This is a genomic window from Micromonospora sp. I033, assembly GCF_053890995.1.
The window spans coordinates 14,046-30,234 of sequence record NZ_JBSSLX010000013.1 but is presented as its reverse complement, the minus strand read 5'-3'; the positions used below and the strand labels follow the sequence as shown (position 1 = coordinate 30,234).

The 16,189-nt window shown below is 71.5% G+C and carries 14 protein-coding genes; 11 read left to right on the top strand and 3 right to left on the bottom strand.

Annotation, left to right across the window (positions count from 1 at the left end):
- Positions 1 to 20 precede the first annotated feature (20 nt).
- Positions 21 to 548 carry a hypothetical protein gene (locus tag ACW0Q9_RS04230; protein WP_456178533.1) on the top strand — a complete coding sequence of 176 codons (528 nt, stop codon included), beginning with the start codon at positions 21 to 23 and terminating at the stop codon, positions 546 to 548.
- A gap of 27 nt (positions 549 to 575) precedes the next feature.
- On the opposite strand, the gene ACW0Q9_RS04225 is transcribed toward ACW0Q9_RS04230, so the two are convergent.
- On the bottom strand, positions 576 to 1,082 hold the full coding sequence (locus ACW0Q9_RS04225) for a tetratricopeptide repeat protein (protein ID WP_456178531.1): 507 nt from the start codon (positions 1,080 to 1,082) through the stop codon (positions 576 to 578).
- A gap of 109 nt (positions 1,083 to 1,191) precedes the next feature.
- Here ACW0Q9_RS04225 and ACW0Q9_RS04220 point away from each other — a divergent pair, with 109 nt between their 5' ends.
- From ACW0Q9_RS04220 to araA, 9 genes are all read left to right on the top strand, one after another.
- Positions 1,192 to 2,160, top strand: coding sequence for a DUF5937 family protein (locus tag ACW0Q9_RS04220; RefSeq protein WP_456178530.1), 969 nt, complete (start codon positions 1,192 to 1,194; stop codon positions 2,158 to 2,160).
- 247 nt (positions 2,161 to 2,407) lie between these two features.
- Positions 2,408 to 3,394 (top strand): LacI family DNA-binding transcriptional regulator, encoded by a 987-nt coding sequence (locus tag ACW0Q9_RS04215; RefSeq protein WP_456178528.1) that lies wholly within the window; start codon positions 2,408 to 2,410, stop codon positions 3,392 to 3,394.
- Positions 3,395 to 3,626: 232 nt separating this feature from the next.
- Positions 3,627 to 5,309 (top strand): ribulokinase, encoded by a 1,683-nt coding sequence (araB, locus tag ACW0Q9_RS04210; RefSeq protein ID WP_456178527.1) that lies wholly within the window; start codon positions 3,627 to 3,629, stop codon positions 5,307 to 5,309.
- The gene (locus ACW0Q9_RS04205) at positions 5,306 to 5,995 is read left to right on the top strand and encodes an L-ribulose-5-phosphate 4-epimerase (protein ID WP_456178525.1); all 690 of its coding nucleotides are present in this window, start codon (positions 5,306 to 5,308) and stop codon (positions 5,993 to 5,995) included. The genes araB and ACW0Q9_RS04205 overlap by 4 nt, the downstream gene beginning before the upstream one ends.
- Positions 5,996 to 6,153: 158 nt before the next feature.
- The gene (locus tag ACW0Q9_RS04200) at positions 6,154 to 7,143 is read left to right on the top strand and encodes an ABC transporter substrate-binding protein (protein ID WP_456178524.1); all 990 of its coding nucleotides are present in this window, start codon (positions 6,154 to 6,156) and stop codon (positions 7,141 to 7,143) included.
- A 137-nt stretch (positions 7,144 to 7,280) separates the two neighbouring features.
- On the top strand, positions 7,281 to 8,822 hold the full coding sequence (locus ACW0Q9_RS04195) for a sugar ABC transporter ATP-binding protein (RefSeq protein ID WP_456178522.1): 1,542 nt from the start codon (positions 7,281 to 7,283) through the stop codon (positions 8,820 to 8,822).
- Positions 8,819 to 9,889 (top strand): ABC transporter permease, encoded by a 1,071-nt coding sequence (locus ACW0Q9_RS04190; RefSeq protein WP_456178521.1) that lies wholly within the window; start codon positions 8,819 to 8,821, stop codon positions 9,887 to 9,889. Before ACW0Q9_RS04195 ends, ACW0Q9_RS04190 begins: the two co-directional genes overlap by 4 nt.
- Positions 9,886 to 10,875 carry a galactofuranose ABC transporter, permease protein YjfF gene (gene yjfF / locus ACW0Q9_RS04185; RefSeq protein WP_456178520.1) on the top strand — a complete coding sequence of 330 codons (990 nt, stop codon included), beginning with the start codon at positions 9,886 to 9,888 and terminating at the stop codon, positions 10,873 to 10,875. Before ACW0Q9_RS04190 ends, yjfF begins: the two co-directional genes overlap by 4 nt.
- Before the next feature lie 26 nt (positions 10,876 to 10,901).
- The gene (araA, locus tag ACW0Q9_RS04180) at positions 10,902 to 12,404 is read left to right on the top strand and encodes an L-arabinose isomerase (protein ID WP_456178519.1); all 1,503 of its coding nucleotides are present in this window, start codon (positions 10,902 to 10,904) and stop codon (positions 12,402 to 12,404) included.
- A 71-nt stretch (positions 12,405 to 12,475) separates the two neighbouring features.
- Here araA and ACW0Q9_RS04175 read toward each other — a convergent pair whose 3' ends face one another.
- A complete protein-coding gene (locus ACW0Q9_RS04175; protein WP_456178517.1) occupies positions 12,476 to 13,669 on the bottom strand; it encodes an endo-1,4-beta-xylanase in 1,194 nt (397 codons plus the stop codon).
- 391 nt (positions 13,670 to 14,060) lie between these two features.
- Between ACW0Q9_RS04175 and ACW0Q9_RS04170 the strand changes: the two genes are divergently transcribed.
- Positions 14,061 to 15,098: a LacI family DNA-binding transcriptional regulator gene (locus tag ACW0Q9_RS04170; RefSeq protein ID WP_456178516.1), complete on the top strand. Its 1,038-nt coding sequence runs from the start codon at positions 14,061 to 14,063 to the stop codon at positions 15,096 to 15,098.
- 43 nt (positions 15,099 to 15,141) lie between these two features.
- On the opposite strand, the gene ACW0Q9_RS04165 is transcribed toward ACW0Q9_RS04170, so the two are convergent.
- The gene (locus ACW0Q9_RS04165; RefSeq protein ID WP_456178514.1) at positions 15,142 to 16,146 is read right to left on the bottom strand and encodes a LacI family DNA-binding transcriptional regulator; all 1,005 of its coding nucleotides are present in this window, start codon (positions 16,144 to 16,146) and stop codon (positions 15,142 to 15,144) included.
- Between the last annotated feature and the right edge of the window lie 43 nt (positions 16,147 to 16,189).

The window sequence follows — 16,189 nt, the reverse complement described above, 5'->3', positions numbered from 1 at the left end:
CGCCTGGAGGGACGACCGCCATGCAGAAGATCAGGTCCACCGGCAGGGCCCGGCTCGCCTCGGCGGTGGCGCTGCTCGCGCCGTCGCTCGTGCTCGTGGCCGGGCCGGCGCCCGCGTACGCCGCCGACACGACCACCCGGATCCTCCGGGCCCCGCTGGATCTCTCCGTCGTCCTGCCCTGCGCCAACGGCGGCCTCGGCGAGGTCGTCGACTTCGACGGCACGTTCTCCGAGCTGTACCACGTGACCGTCGACGAGACCGGCGGCTTCCACGTGCACATCGTCGAGACCCAGTCCCACGTCCACGGCACAGGTGCGACGACGGGGGACCGCTACGTCAGCACCCGGGTAAACCTCTTCGCCTACAACGAGGGTTCCGGCGGGCTGCCGATCACCTCCACACAGCAACTGGTGTTCAAGATCGTAGGGCCGGGGCCGGGCAACGACGCCTCGCTCCGGATCACGAACCACACGACCCTCAACGCCGACGGCACGGTGACGGTCGCCTTCGACACGTACACGGCGGAGTGCGAACCCACCGCGCCCTGACCCGCCGGGGGCGCCCGGCAACACGGCTCAGTGGGGCTCGACCAGGAGCCGGGCGTAGTTGGCCATCGACCGCTGGTAGCGCGGCAGGTGTTTGGCGAGCGCCCCGACAGCGATCGACACCGCCTCCCGCTCCCGGCCGACGCTGGTCAGCGCCAGCGCGAGCGTCGCACTGACCGCGTCGTCGAGCTCGTCGGAGCCGCGCTCGCGCTCCTCGGTCAGCAGCCGGACGCTCTCCTCGGCCTGCCCGATGTTCCGTAGCGAGCTGGACATCTGGATCACGGAGCGCCGCCGGCGGATGCCGTCGATGCCCAGTTCCAGCGCCGTGCGGTAGAGCGGGACCGCCCTGTCCGAATGGCCGGTCGAGTCCCAGGCGCAGGCCCGCTCGAACGCCGCCACCGGATGATCCGGCCCCAACTCCGCGGCGAGGGCGTCGACCCGCTCGCGGAACTCCTCCTCGTCCCAGTCGTCGGGCCCCGCGTTGAAGGCCGCCCACAGGTCCGCGCTGCGCTGCTCCCAGTCGGCGCTCGGGTTCATCGTCTTCTCCTCGTGATCATCGGTCCGTACGGGGAGAACTGTGCGAGCGCTGGTACGGTGGCCGCCAGTGATTCGGCGAGGGCCGAATCTCTTCTCTGGGGCGGTGCGGATGGCGATCACGCTGCGGTTCGGCACCGTCGACCTGCTGCGCTGCCGCTTCGCCATTTCACCCATGGTCGAAACGCTGTCCGCGGTGCGCCTGCTCTCCCCGCGGGAAGGCGTCGGCCCCCACCGCCGCTGGCTCGACACCCTCGACCCGCGGGCGCTCGACCTCCGGCCGATCGCCCTGCTCCAGCCGCGCCGCGGCTACACCCCCGACTTCCTCTCGCCCCCTCCGGTCAGCCCGCACGTCCGGTTCGAGGACGAACTCGCGGCGGTGGCGGCCACCGACCATGAGCGGGTACGCGCAGAGGTGCGACGGTCACTGGCGGACACCCCGGGGGCGGCCGAATCGGCGACGGGACGCCTCCTGCTGGGCGACCCGGCCGTCGTGCTCCAGACGCTTGTCACACTCGTGAAGCAGGCGTGGGAGGCCCTGGTCGAACCGTACTGGCCACAGGTACGCGGGCTGCTCGACGCCGATGTGGGCTTCCAGACCCGGCGTCTCGCCGAAGGCGGCCTGGACCGGCTGTTCGCCGAGTTGCATCCCCGACTGCGCTGGACCAACGGCGTGCTGACCCGCGAGTACGGCGACGACGAGCATCGCGACCTGCGCGGCGAGGGGCTCGTCCTGGTGCCCAGCGCCTTCAAGTGGGATCAGGTCGTCGTCATCGTGGACCCGCCGTGGCAGCCCACCGTGATCTATCCGGCGCGAGGGCTCGGCACGCTCTGGCAGCCCCTGTCCACCGATCGGCACGCCGCGCTGGGACGGCTGATCGGCAGGACCCGGGCGGCGCTGCTGCTCAGCCTCGACGAGCCGGCCAGCACGACCTCGCTGGCCCACCGTCACGCGCTGGCCGCCGGTACGGTCTCCGAGCACCTGTCGGTGCTGCGCGACGCCGGGTTCGTGGCCGGGGAACGGCACCGGCACGAGATCCGCTACCGACGGACGCCCCTCGGCGACGCCGCACTCCGTTAGCGCGGTGTCCACCGGCGCGTCCGCCGCGGTCGGCCTATTGATCTTCGGACGTGAGGGTGTGGGCGCTCGCCGTCGGGGGCGGGACGGCCGCTGGGCGTACACTGGCGCTGGCCTTTGCGGGTCCGCCCTGGTGCCGTGCCGGGGCCGAGTGGGGTTGCGGACGGGCCGTCCAGGCCGCTCCGGCGCCGGCCGCCGGGCGCCGGGTCCAGGTCTGGCGGGGAGGATGAGTGCCGTGCGTGGTCCCGCGATGACGGATGTGGCCCGCCTCGCCGGGGTTTCCCATCAAACCGTGTCGCGGGTGCTGAACGGGCATCCCAACGTCCGTGAGCAGACCCGGCTGCGGGTGCAGGCGGCGATCACCGAGTTGGGATACCGGCCCAACCGGGCCGCTCGCGCCCTGGTGACTGGCCGGTCGCAGGTCATCGGTGTGGTGGCGCAGAACACGACCCTCTACGGCCCGGCGTCGTTGCTGGCGGCGCTGGAGCAGACCGCCGCCGAGGAGGGCTTCGCGGTCAGCGTGGGCAGCGTGCGGGACCTGGACCGGGTCTCCATCTCCGCGGCCGTGGAACGACACCTGGCGCATCGGGTGGCGGGAATCGTCGTGATCGCTCCCGTCGAGTCGGCCGGCGAGGCGTTGGAGCATCTGCCGAAGGACGTTCCCCTGGTGACGGTCGACGGCGATCCGCGTCGTCCGGTGCCGCTGGTGACGGTGGACCAGGTGGCGGGTGCGCGCGAGGCGACGCGGCACCTGTTGGACGCGGGACACCGCACGGTGTGGCACGTGTCCGGGCCGGCCGACTGGTTCGACAGCGCCGGGCGGATCGAGGGCTGGCGGGAGGCGTTGCGGGCCGCGGGTGCCGAGGTGCCGCCGCTGGTGCCGGGGGACTGGTCGGCGGCGTCGGGCTACCGGTGCGGGCAGATGCTGGCGCGCGTGCCCGAGGTGACGGCCATCTTCACGGCCAACGATCACCTGGCGCTGGGCGTGTTGCGGGCCCTGCACGAGTACGGCCGCCGGGTGCCGGACGAGATCAGTGTGGTGGGCTTCGACGACGTGCCCGAGGCGGCGTACTTCATCCCGCCGTTGACCACGGTCCGGCCGGACTTCGCCGCGGTGGCCCGGGCCAGCCTGGGCCTGCTGCTGGCGCAGATCGAGTCCGGTGCGGTCGGTGAGTCGCGGCAGACCATCGCGCCGACCCTGATTCCCCGGCAGAGCGTCGCCGCCCCGCCCCGCTGACCGCCGGCGGCAGGTTCCCGACGCGGCGCCGGTGAGGCGCTGCCTGGTGCGACGTCACGGGTTCCCGGGCGCCGTCGTCGAGCTGTGATCGTTAACAAGAGCCCCGCCGTCCCGGCCCGGTCAGACCGAGGGTGCTCCGATGACTTTGCCGTTACGGGAGTGTTGCCGGCGGCATCTTGACCCGTGCCGATGTGAGCGCTAACAATGTGAGCCAGGACACGGGGAGGTGGAGATGGCGAGTGTGGACGGACCGGGGGACCGGTACGTCGTCGGGGTCGACTTCGGCACGCTGTCGGGCCGGGCGCTGGTGGTCCGGACCGGTGACGGGGCGGAGCTCGGCACCGCGGTCCACGAGTACCGGCACGGGGTGATCGAGTCCGCGCTGCCGGACGGGGCGCCGCTCCCGCCGGACTGGGCGTTGCAGGACCCCGATGACTACCGGGACGTGCTGCGCCGGGCGGTGCCCGCCGCCGTGGCGGCCGCGGGGATCGACCCGGCCCGGGTGATCGGCATCGCCACCGACTTCACCGCCTGCACCGTCCTGCCCACCCTCGCGGACGGCACCCCGCTCTGCGAGGTGCCCGACCTGCGGAGCCGGCCGCACGCCTGGGTGAAGCTGTGGAAGCACCACGCCGGGCAGCCGCAGGCCGACCGGATCAACGCCCTGGCCCGGGAGCGCCGCGAGCCGTGGCTCCACCGGTACGGCGGGAAGATCTCCGCCGAGTGGCAGTTCGCCAAGGGTCTGCAGCTCCTCGACGAGGATCCCGAGCTGTACCGGCACGCCGCGCGGTTCGTCGAGGCGGCCGACTGGATCGTCTGGCAGTTGTGCGGGGCGGAGACCCGCAACATCTGCACCGCCGGCTACAAGGGCATCCGGCAGGACGGCCGCTACCCGTCCCGGGAGTTCCTGGCGGCGCTGGACCCCGGGTTCGCCGACTTCGTCGCCAAGCTGGACGGTCCGCTGCTGCCGATGGGCGCCCGGGCCGGCGCCCTCACCGCGCAGGCCGCCGCGTGGACGGGCCTGCCCGAGGGCATCGCGGTCGCGGCCGGCAACGTCGACGCCCACGTCACCGCCGCCTCGGCCCAGGCCCTGCTGCCCGGCCACCTGGTCGCCATCATGGGCACCTCGACCTGCCACGTGGTCAACGGCGCCGGGCTGGCGGAGGTGCCGGGCATGTGCGGCGTCGTCGAAGGTGGACTCAGCCCGGGCGCCTGGGGGTACGAGGCCGGACAGAGCGGCGTCGGCGACATCTTCGGCTGGTTCGTCGAACACGCCGCGCCGGCCGGCGCGGATTCGCACGAGCGCCTCTCCGAGCTGGCCGCGGCGCAGCCGGTCGGCGGCCACGGGCTGATCGCCCTCGACTGGTGGAACGGCAACCGCTCCCTGCTGGTCAACCACGACCTGAGCGGTCTCGTCGTGGGGCTCACCCTGGCCACCCGGCCGGCGGACGTCTACCGGGCGCTGCTGGAGTCGACGGCCTACGGCACCCGCATGATCATTGAGGCGTTCGTCGAGGCGGGGGTCCCGATCCGCGAACTGGTGGTGGCGGGCGGCCTGACCGCCAACCGGCTGCTGATGCAGATCTACAGCGACGTCACCAACCGGCCGTTGAGCGTCATCGGTTCGGCGCAGGGGCCCGCGTTGGGTTCGGCGATCCACGCCGCCGTCGCGGCGGGCGCGTACCCGGACGTCTACGCGGCCTCGGCCGCGATGGGCCGGGTGGACCGCGACGCCTACCGGCCGGATCCCGGGCGGGCGCGGGCCTACGACGCGCTGTACGCCGAGTACCGGTCCCTGCACGACCACTTCGGTCGCGGCGGCACCGAGGTCATGTCCCGCCTGCGCGCGATCCGCAACGCCGCCGTCGACCGGTCGGGAGCGCCGGTCACGACGCCGCTGGAGGTGGTCGCATGAGCGCCGGACCCGGTCAGATCCGGCGGCTCCGGGAGAGCGTCGCCCGGTTGCACGCCGAACTCACCCGCTACCGGTTGGTCGCCTGGACGGCGGGGAACGTCTCCGCCCGGGTGCCCGGCCAGGACCTGATGGTCATCAAGCCGAGCGGCGTGGACTACGACGACCTCGCGCCGGAGAACATGGTCGTGTGCGACCTCGACGGGGTCGCGGTCGAGGGTGACCTCTCGCCGTCCAGCGACACCGCCGCCCACGCCTACGTCTACCGGGCAATGCCGGAGGTGGGCGGCGTGGTGCACACCCACAGCACGTACGCGACGGCCTGGGCGGTCCGTGGCGAGCCGATTCCGTGCCACCTCACCGCACAGGCCGACGAGTTCGGCGGCGAGATCCCGGTCGGCCCGTTCGCCCTGATCGGCGGCGACGACATCGGCAAGGGGATCGTCGACACCCTCGCCGGGCACCGCTCGCCGGCCGTGCTCATGCGCAACCACGGCGTCTTCACCATCGGCCGGGACGCCCGCGCCGCGGTGAAGGCCGCGGTGATGTGTGAGGACGTCGCCCGCACCGCGCACCTGGCCCGGGCGCTCGGCGAGCCGCTGCCGATGGCGGCGGCCGACGTCGACGCCCTGCACGCCCGCTACCAGAACGTCTACGGACAGCGACTCCCCGCACCCAGGAGCCCGTGACGGGCGCCCCGATCGCGCGGCGGTCCGCACCCGGGCCGTCCGCGTCGCACCACCCCCGGACACCACCTCTGACAGCACCACCACCAGCGCAGGGCGTACGCCTTCCCGGGGCGTGCTGCTCGCGGAACGCTTACCCCGAGGAGATTGCGGTGAAGAGAATGAGGACCCCCCTGCCGTCCCGGAAGGTCATCGCGGTGCTCACCGCCGCGCTGCTCACCACGGGCATGGCGGCCTGCGGCAACAGCGACACGGGTGGTAACGGCGACGACGGCACGATCACGCTGGGCTTCTCCCAGGTGGGCGCCGAGAGCGCATGGCGTACGGCGAACACCACCTCGATCAAGGAGGCCGCGGCGGCGGCCGGGATCGAGCTGAAGTTCGACGACGCCCAGCAGAAGCAGGAGAACCAGATCAAGGCCATCCGCAACTTCATCCAGCAGAAGGTCGACGTGATCGCCTTCTCGCCGGTGGTGGAGTCCGGCTGGGACACCGTGCTCAAGGAGGCCAAGGACGCCAAGATCCCGGTGATCCTCACCGACCGGTCCGTCGACTCCGCCGACAAGTCCCTGTACAAGACCTTCCTCGGCTCGGACTTCGTGAAGGAGGGCCGGCTCGCGGGGGAGTGGCTGGTCGAGCAGAAGAAGGCGGCGACCGGCCCGGTCAACATCGTCGAGCTGCAGGGCACGACCGGTTCGGCGCCGGCGAACGACCGGAAGAAGGGCTTCGCCGAGGCGATCGCGGCCAGCCCGAACCTCAAGATCATCGCCTCGCAGTCCGGCGACTTCACCCGGGCCGGCGGCAAGCAGGTGATGGAGCAGTTCCTGAAGGCCAACCCGAAGATCGACGTGCTGTTCGCCCACAACGACGACATGGGCCTGGGCGCGCTGGAGGCGATCACCGCCGCCGGCAAGGTGCCCGGCAAGGACATCACCATCATCACCGTCGACGCGGTCAAGGACGGCATGCAGGCTCTCGCCGACGGGAAGTTCAATTTCATCGCCGAGTGCAGCCCGCTGCTCGGTCCCCAGCTCATGGACCTGGCCAAGAAGGTGCACAACGGCGAGGAGGTCTCGGCCCGGATCGAGACCAAGGAGACCACCTTTACCCAGGAGCAGGCCAAGGAGGCCCTGCCCAACCGCAAGTACTGACCGGACCGCGGGGGGCCGACGCCCCCCCGGCATCCGTTGCGGCGGCCGGGCCTCGGGCCCGGCCGCCGCGCCGGCCCCACCGACCGGGGCCGCGCACGGCGCGGGCCTTCCCGCCACTCCCAGAAAGGTCCGGTGGCATGACTGGCAGCCATCCAGTCCTGACAATGACGGGGATCAGCAAGTCCTTCCCCGGGGTACGCGCGCTCGACGACGTGTCCTTCCGCCTCTTCCCCGGCGAGGTGCACGCCCTGATGGGGGAGAACGGCGCCGGCAAGTCGACCCTCATCAAGGTGCTGACCGGGGTCTACGGCGCCGACCGCGGCACCGTGACGCTCGGCGGCGAGCAGGTGTCGTTCACCGGCCCCATGCAGGCCACCGCCGCCGGGGTGAGCACCGTCTACCAGGAGGTCAACCTGTGCACCAACCTCTCGGTGGCGGAGAACATCTTCATCGGCCGGGAACCGCGCCGGCTCGGCGCGGTCCGCTGGGGCGAGATGCGCCGCCGGGCCCGCGCCCTGCTCGCCCGGCTCGACCTGGACATCGACGTCAACGCGCAGCTCGGCAGCTACTCGCTGGCCGTGCAGCAGATGGTGGCGATCGCCCGCGCCATCGACATCGAGGCCCGGGTCCTGGTCCTGGACGAGCCGACCTCCAGCCTGGACGCCGGTGAGGTCGCGCAGCTGTTCCGGGTCATGCGGCAACTGCGCGACGACGGCATCGCGATCCTGTTCGTCACCCACTTCCTCGACCAGGTCTACGGCATCGCCGACCGGATCACCGTGCTCCGCAACGGCCAGCTCGTCGGCGAGTACGCCACGAGCGAGCTTCCCCAGCTCAGCCTGGTGGAGAAGATGATCGGCAAGGAGTTGCGCGTGCTGGAACGGCTCGACGGGCAGCCCCGGCACGACCTCGCCGAGCGGGCGGAGGGCACGCCGCTGCTGGACGTACGCGAGCTGGGCCGCCGGTCCGCGGTGGCACCCTTCAGCCTGACCATCCACGAGGGGGAGGTGGTCGGTCTCGCCGGCCTGCTCGGCTCGGGCCGTACCGAGGTGGCGCGGCTGCTGTTCGGCGCCGACCGCGCCGACCACGGCAGCGTCCGGGTGCACGGCTCCGCCACGTCGCTGCGGACGCCGGCGGCCGCCATCGCCCGCGGGATCGGCTTCTGCTCCGAGAACCGGCGCGCCGAGGGCGTCATCGCCGAGCTGACCGTGCGGGAGAACATCATCCTCGCCCTGCAGGCCGCCCGCGGCTGGCTCCGGCCCGTGCCCCGCCGCCGCCAGGACGAACTGGTCGAGCGGTACGTGCGCGCCCTGAGCATCCGGCCGGCGGACCCCGACCTCCCGGTGGGCAACCTCTCCGGCGGCAACCAGCAGAAGGTGCTGCTCGCGCGCTGGCTCATCACGGAGCCTCGGCTGCTGATCCTCGACGAGCCGACCCGGGGCATCGACATCGGCGCGAAGACCGAGATCCAGCGGCTGGTCGCCGAGCTCTCCGACGGCGGAATGGCGGTGCTGTTCGTCTCCGCCGAACTGGAGGAGGTGCTCCGCCTCAGCCACAAGATCGCCGTGATGCGCGACCGCGAGATGGTCACGCAACTGCGCAACGACGAGAGCGTCGACGCCGACCGGATCATGCGGAGCATCGCGGCCGGCGCGGGGCACGAGGGGGTGCCGTCATGAGCCACCGAAAGGCCGCATACCGGGCGCTGACGAGACACCGGCTCTTCTGGCCGGTCGCCGTCCTCGTCGTCATGCTGGCCGCCAACACCGTCTACCGGCCCGGCTTCCTCTCCGTGCAGATGAGGGACGGCCACCTGTACGGCAGCCTGATCGACATCCTGCGGCTGAGCGCGCCACTGATCCTGGTCGCGCTCGGCATGACGCTGGTGATCGCCACCGGCGGCATCGACCTGTCGGTCGGCTCGCTCTGCGCCATCAGCGGCGCCATCGCCTGCCTCCACATCAGCCGTCAGCCCGACCAGAACAGCCTCGGCGGCGTGCTGACCGCGCTGGCCCTGGGCCTGGGGGTGGCGCTGGTGCTGGGCGCCTGGAACGGCGTGCTGGTCGCCGTCATCGGCATCCAGCCGATCATCGCCACGCTGATCCTCATGGTCGCCGGCCGGGGACTCGCCCAGCTGATCACCGAGGGGCAGATCCTGACCGTCAACTCCGGCCCGTACAAGGCGATCGGCGTCGGTCACCTGCTGACCCTGCCGCTGGCCATCTTCATCGCCCTCGCCGCCGCCGTGCTGGTCGCCGCGGTGACCCGGCGGACCGCCCTCGGCCTGATCATCGAGTCGGTCGGCGGCAACGCCAGGGCCAGCCGGCTGGCCGGCATCCGCTCCGGGCGGATCACGTTCCTCGTCTACGTGATCAGCGCGGCCTGCGCCGCGGTCGCCGGATTCATGATGACGGCCAACGTGTCCAGCGCCGACGGCAACGCCGCCGGTCTCTGGGTCGAACTCGACGCCATCCTCGCCGTGGTCATCGGCGGCACCTCCCTCGCCGGTGGCCGGTTCTCCCTCGGCGGCACGATCCTCGGCGCGCTGCTCATCCAGACCCTCACCACCACGGTGTACGCCATGAACATCTCGCCCCAGACGTCGCTGCTGTTCAAGGCGGTCGTGGTCATCGCGGTCTGCCTCGTCCAGGCACCGGGCTTCCGGGCCCGGTTCGCCCGACGCCGAGCCCCGGCGGCCGCGCCCGCCACCGTCACCGAGCAGTCGAAGGAGCAGGTGCCGGCATGACCACCCTGTCCCTGATGGCGGCCCGCACCTGGTCACGACTGCCCCGACGGCACGTCCCGGTCCTGGCCACCCTCGCCCTGCTGCTCGTCCTGTACGGCGTCGGGGTCTCCCAGTACCGCGCGTTCTCCAACATCCAGGTCGTCTTCAACGTCTTCATCGACAACGGCTTCCTGCTCGTCGTCGCGGTCGGGATGACCTTCGTGATCCTCACCGGCGGGATCGACCTCTCCGTCGGCTCGGTCGTCGCCATGACCGCGATGGTGTCGGCGTTCCTGCTGAGGGAGGGGCTGCCGGCGGCGCTGGTGCTGCTCATCGCGCTGCTCATCGGGCCGACGCTCGGATTCCTCATGGGTTGTGTGATCCACTTCTTCGACATCCAGCCGTTCATCGTCACCCTCGCCGGGATGTTCTTCGCCCGGGGGATGTGCACCTTCATCAGCGGCTCGTCGATTCCGATCACCGACGGGTTCTGGACCCGTATGTCGCAGGAACGGATCGGGAACCCGAGCGGGAACTTCGTCTCGATCAGCGTGCTCATCGCCTTCGCCGTGGTCGCCGTCGCCGCGTACACGCTGGCCTACACCCGGCTGGGCCGCAACGTGTACGCCATCGGGGGCAACCCGCAGTCCGCGCTGCTGATGGGGCTTCCGGTGGGGCGGACCCGGATCGCCGTCTACACGATCAGCGGCCTCTGCGCGGCGATCGGCGGCATCCTGCTGTCCTTCTACACGCTCTCCGGCGCCCCACTGATCGCCGTGGGCATGGAGCTCGACGTCATCGCGGCCGTGGTCATCGGCGGGACCGTGCTCACCGGCGGCTCCGGCTACGTCTTCGGCACCGTGCTCGGGGTGCTGGTCCTCGGGGTCATCCAGACGTTGATCACCTTCGACGGCAGTCTCAACTCCTGGTGGACCAAGATCGTGATCGGCGGCCTGCTCTTCGCGTTCATCCTGCTTCAACGTCTGATCGGAATCCGCTACAAGTGACCGACCATCTCGCGGAAGGCAACCCCATGGCAACGCACGCTGAGCCTGAGATCTGGTTCCTCACCGGCAGTCAGGCCATGTACGGCGAGGACACCCTTCGCCAGGTGGCCGACCAGTCGCGGCAGATCGCGGCGGCGCTCGACGACTCGCCGCACATCCCCGCCCGGGTCGTCTGGAAACCGGTCCTGACCACCAGCGGCGACATCCTGGCGGTGTGCCGGGACGCCGCCGTGCAGGGGGCCGTCGGCGTGATCGCCTGGATGCACACCTTCTCGCCGGCGAAGATGTGGATCGCCGGCCTGGACGCGCTGCGGACTCCGCTGCTGCACCTGCACACCCAGGCCAACGTCCTGCTGCCGTGGGACGAGATCGACATGGACTTCATGAACCTCAACCAGGCGGCGCACGGCGACCGCGAGTTCGGGTTCATCCAGACCCGCCTCGGGGTGGCCCGCAAGACCGTCGCCGGACACGTCAGCGACCCGCGCGTGGTGTCCCGGGTGGGCGCCTGGACGCGGGCGGCGATCGGCTGGTCGGCGATGCGGTCGCTGCGGCTGGCCCGCTTCGGCGACAACATGCGCGACGTGGCGGTGACCGAGGGCGACAAGGTGGAGGCGGAGCTGCGCTTCGGTGTCTCGGTGAACACCTACGGCGTCAACGACCTGGTCCGGGTGGTCGGCGAGGTCGCCGACGCGCGGGTGGACGACCTGGTGAAGGAGTACGACGACAGCTACCGGTTGGCGCCTGAGCTGCGCCCCGGGGGCGACCGGCACGAGTCCCTCCGCTACGCCGCCCGGTTGGAGCTCGGCCTGCGTGGCTTCCTCGAAGCGGGCGGGTTCCGCGCCTTCACCACCAACTTCGAGGACCTGGGCGGGCTGCGCCAGCTGCCCGGCATCGCCGTGCAGCGCCTGATGGCCGACGGCTACGGCTTCGGCGGCGAGGGGGACTGGAAGACCTCCGTCCTGGTCCACGCCCTCAAGGCGATGGCGGTCGGGGTCGACGGCGGGACGTCGTTCATGGAGGACTACACCTACGACCTCACGCCCGGCCGGGAGCTGGTCCTCGGCGCGCACATGCTCGAGGTGTGCCCGAGCATCGCCGCGGACGTGCCCTCCGTGGAGATCCATCCACTCAGCATCGGCGGGCGGGAGGACCCGGTCCGGCTGGTCTTCGACGCCGAGCCCGGTCCCGCGGTCGTGCTCGGCCTGGCCGACATGGGGGAGCGCTTCCGGCTGGTCGCCAACGAGGTCGACGTGGTGGCCCCGCCGCATCCCCTGCGCCGGCTTCCGGTGGCCCGGGCCGTCTGGCGTCCCCGCCCGCACCTGGCCGGCTCCGCCGAGGCGTGGATCACCGCGGGCGCCCCGCACCACACCGTGCTGTCGCAGGCGGTGGGGGTCGAGGAGCTGCACGATCTGGCCGAGATGAGCCGGACGGAGCTGGTCGTCATCGACGCCGACACGGAGCCGCGCCGGTTCGCGCAGGAGATCCGCTGGAGCCAGGCGTACCACCGGCTCGCCCGGGGATTCTGAGGCACCGCCGCGTTCCGGACGCGGCCGGGCGGGGCCGGTCGACCGACCGGCCCCGCCCGGATCCGGTGCGCCTAGCGGCGCGGTCGCTGCGGGACGCGCGGCAGGACGTACGGCGGGCCGCTGAAGATCAGGTCGGCCTTCATCAGCTGGTACGCCCGCTTGGGCTGGTAGTTCTCGTCGTAGATGGTGGCCAGGCCCTCCGGCGGGTCGGAGAACCAGCCGGGCACCCAGGAGTGCTTGTCGGTGAAGCCCCAGACGGTGAACGACAGGCAGCGCCGCTCCGCCAGGCAGGCCTGCAGTAGCACGCTGAAGTTCGCCGCCGAGGCCTGCAACCGCGGGTTGATCTCGTTCGAGTCGCCCGCCTGGACGCCCTCGGTGAGCTGGCTGCGCACGTCGACCTCGGTGAAGGCCGTGGCCAGCCCCAGCCCGGCGAACTTCCGCAGCGCCTCGGCGACCTGGAGGGTGTCGTAGTTGCCGTACTGGGTGCCGAGGTGGCCCTGGCTGCCGATGCCGTCGATCGGCACGCGCTGGGCCAGCAGGTCCTTGGCCATGTCGTACACGAACTGCGTCTTGTCGTTCGCCGGGTCGCCCGAGCCGAAGGCCTCGATGTTGTAGTCGTTGTAGAACAGCAGGGCGTGCGGGTCGGCCGCGCGGGCCCAGCGGAAGGCGTCGGCGATGTAGCCGGGGCCGAGGTGCTGGGCCCAGAACCCCTTGTAGTGCAGGGTCGACGGGGTGTCCCAGGGGTCGCTGACCGCCTCGTTGACCACGTCCCACTGCCAGATCCTGCCCTTGAAGTGGGTGACCACGGTGGTGATGTGGTCGCGCAGGATGTCGCGCAGCTCGGCCTTGCTGATGGAGCCGTCGGCCACGCCGCTGGTCAGCCAGCCGGGCAGCTGGTTGTGCCAGACCAGGACGTGCCCGCGGACGCGCTGGTTGTTCTGCTTGGCGAAGGCGACGAGCTGGTCGGCCGGCCCCCAGTTGTAGGTGCCGCGGGTCGGCTCCAGGCTCTCCCACTTCATCTCGTTCTCGGCGGTGACCGTGGAGAACTCGGACGCCGCGAGCTGGCGGTACCGCGGGTCGGCGGGGTCGTTGAGGGCGGCCATGTCGACGGCCGTGCCGACGGCCAGGCCGTGGCGCAGCGCGAGGTTGCGCAGGCTCTGGTCGGCCGGGTCGTACGAGCGGCCCGCCGTGGCAGGTGCGCCGCTGAGGGTGGCGGCGGTGGCCACGGCGACCGCGCCGGCGGCTATCCATCGTCGTAGTTTCATGAGCTTTCCTCCGGGGGACGGGTCGACCGGGGATGTCGACCGGAAGGGCGCGGGGCGCGCGGCAGGTGGCGCGCCGGACGCCGACAAGAGGGACGGTGCGGGAAACCGTGGCTCGAGCCTGGCCGAGCCGATACTTCCGAGCAAAGTTCCGGTAACTGAGCCGGAACAATACGATTGTCGATCCCCCTCGTCAACCACGGCAGACCCGGCGCCAGCCGGCCGGTGGAGGCGGTCGGGGTGGCGGCCGAGCAGCCATGGCGGGGCCTTGACCCGGAACGCGGCGGGTCATACCGTGCCCTCAAGCGCTCGAAAGTACCGGCATCCGACCGAAAGTCCCTGGGGCTCCGAGCGGGCTGCCGGCCCGGGAAACTTTCCCTCGGACGCTCGGGCGATGACGAAAGGGCGACCGGTGGCCTCGGACGATTCCCGGCAAGTCACGATCGCGGCGATCGCGCGGCTGGCCGGTGTCTCGGTGCCCACGGTGTCGCGGGTCGTCAACGGCCGCTCCGACGTCGCGCCGCGGACCCGGGAACGGGTCGAGGAGCTGCTGACCCGGCACGGCTACCGCCGCCGCAGGCCGAGCATGCGGCCCAGCTCCGGTCTGATCGACCTGGTCTTCAACGACCTGGACAGCCCCTGGGCGGTCGAGATCATCCGTGGGGTCGAGGACGTCGCACACGCGGCCGGCATCGGCACCGTGGTCTCCGCGATCCACCGGCGCAGCTCGTCGGCCAGGCAGTGGCTGGACAACCTGCGCACCCGCTCCACCGAGGGGGTCATCTTCGTGACCTCCACCCTCGAACCGCCGCTGCAGGCCGAGCTGCGCCGTCTCAACATCCCCGTCGTCATCGTCGACCCCGCCGGGGTGTCCCCGCAGGAGGCGCCCACCATCGGCGCGACCAACTGGGCGGGCAGCCTGCGCGCGACCGAGTACCTGCTCGGCCTCGGCCACCGGCGGATCGGCTTCATCGCCGGGCCGCCGCAGCTGATGTGCAGCCGGGCGCGCCTCGACGGCTACCGGGCGGCGCTGGAGACCGCGGGCCTCAGCGTCGCCGAGGAGCTGATCCGCCCGGGCAACTTCTATCACGAGGCCGGGTTCGCCGCCGGTAACCAACTGCTGCGCCTGCCCGACCCGCCCACCGCGATCTTCGCCGCCAGTGATCAGATGGCCCTCGGCGTCTACGAAGCCGTGCGGCGACGCGGCCTGCGGGTGCCCGACGACGTCAGCGTCGTCGGCTTCGACGACCTGCCGGAGGTCCGGTGGTGCTCGCCGCCGCTGACCACCGTCCGGCAGCCCCTCGCGAAGATGGGGCTGCTCGCCGCCCGCACGATCCTGCGCCTGGCTCAGGGTGAGCGGATCGAGAGCCCACGGGTGGAACTGGCCACCCAGCTCGTCGTCCGCGACAGCGCAGCCCCGTTGGTCGCCTGACTCCCGGCGGGGCGCGATCCGGCGCGCACCTCGGGCGACGGCATCACCGGTGGGGGCGGCACGAGGCCCGGACCACCAGCTCGGTGGGGAGCCGGATGTGTGTGTCCCGCTCGACGCCGGCGATCAGGTCGATGAGCAGGCGCAGCGCCTCGGCGCCCATACGCTGCAGCGGTTGCATGATCGTCGTCAGTGGGGGGTTCACCAGCGCCGACTCCGGGACGTTGTCGAAGCCGATGACGGACAGGTCGTCGGGCACCGTGAGGCCCATGCTCCGGGCGACGTTCATCGTGGAGATCGCCGAGAGGTCGTTTCCCGCGAAGATCGCCGTCGGTCGGTCCGGGAGCGAGAGCAGTTCCGCGGCCGTACCGGCGGCGCTCTCGGTCCGGAAGCCGCCGACGCGCACGATCCTCTCGTCCACCGGCACGTCGGCGTCGGCCATGGCCTTGCGAAAGCCCGCCTCGCGCAGGCGCGCCGACTCGAGGTCGGGGCGTCCGCTGATGTGCCCGATGCGACGGTGGCCGAGCGACAGCAGGTAGTTGGTGGCGAGCACGGCGCCGGCGAAGTTGTCCGAGTCGACGGTGGGCAGACCGGACGGGCCGGTATGGGGGTCGACGGCCACGACATGGAAGCCGTGCTTGGTCTCGATCACGGTCGGCGTGACGATCACGGCGCCGTCGATGAGGGTTCCGGACAGGCGGGCCAGCGAGCGTCGTTCCCAGCCTATGGCGGCACCTTCGCCGTCGCCGCTGGAGTAGGCCAGCAGCTGGTACCCGCTGCCGGCGACCTCCCGGGACGCCCCCTTGAGCAGTTCGGTCGAGAACGGCTCGAATTCGGCGACCAGGATGCCCAGCACGTTCGTGCGGTGGCTGCGCAGGCTCTGCGCCCCCAGGCTGGCCTCGTAACCGAGCTCGTGGATGACCTGCTGGACGCGCTCCACGGTCGCCTGGGCCACGCCGTAACGCCCATTGACAACCTTCGATACGGTTGCCACCGAGACGCCGGCGGTACGTGCCACATCCGACATCTTGACCCGCTCGGGGAACACCACCCGACGATGATAGAGCCGCTGCGTAGAGGCCGTCACGAGCGAC

Bases quoted from the DNA above. Each gene is read 5' to 3' on its own strand.
- ACW0Q9_RS04230 (WP_456178533.1), top strand. From the start codon at position 21: ATGCAGAAGATCAGGTCCACCGGCAGGGCCCGGCTCGCCTCGGCGGTG.
- ACW0Q9_RS04225 (WP_456178531.1), bottom strand. From the start codon at position 1,082: ATGAACCCGAGCGCCGACTGGGAGCAGCGCAGCGCGGACCTGTGGGCG.
- ACW0Q9_RS04220 (WP_456178530.1), top strand. From the start codon at position 1,192: ATGGCGATCACGCTGCGGTTCGGCACCGTCGACCTGCTGCGCTGCCGC.
- ACW0Q9_RS04215 (WP_456178528.1), top strand. From the start codon at position 2,408: ATGACGGATGTGGCCCGCCTCGCCGGGGTTTCCCATCAAACCGTGTCG.
- araB (WP_456178527.1), top strand. From the start codon at position 3,627: ATGGCGAGTGTGGACGGACCGGGGGACCGGTACGTCGTCGGGGTCGAC.
- ACW0Q9_RS04205 (WP_456178525.1), top strand. From the start codon at position 5,306: ATGAGCGCCGGACCCGGTCAGATCCGGCGGCTCCGGGAGAGCGTCGCC.
- ACW0Q9_RS04200 (WP_456178524.1), top strand. From the start codon at position 6,154: ATGAGGACCCCCCTGCCGTCCCGGAAGGTCATCGCGGTGCTCACCGCC.
- ACW0Q9_RS04195 (WP_456178522.1), top strand. From the start codon at position 7,281: ATGACTGGCAGCCATCCAGTCCTGACAATGACGGGGATCAGCAAGTCC.
- ACW0Q9_RS04190 (WP_456178521.1), top strand. From the start codon at position 8,819: ATGAGCCACCGAAAGGCCGCATACCGGGCGCTGACGAGACACCGGCTC.
- yjfF (WP_456178520.1), top strand. From the start codon at position 9,886: ATGACCACCCTGTCCCTGATGGCGGCCCGCACCTGGTCACGACTGCCC.
- araA (WP_456178519.1), top strand. From the start codon at position 10,902: ATGGCAACGCACGCTGAGCCTGAGATCTGGTTCCTCACCGGCAGTCAG.
- ACW0Q9_RS04175 (WP_456178517.1), bottom strand. From the start codon at position 13,669: ATGAAACTACGACGATGGATAGCCGCCGGCGCGGTCGCCGTGGCCACC.
- ACW0Q9_RS04170 (WP_456178516.1), top strand. From the start codon at position 14,061: ATGACGAAAGGGCGACCGGTGGCCTCGGACGATTCCCGGCAAGTCACG.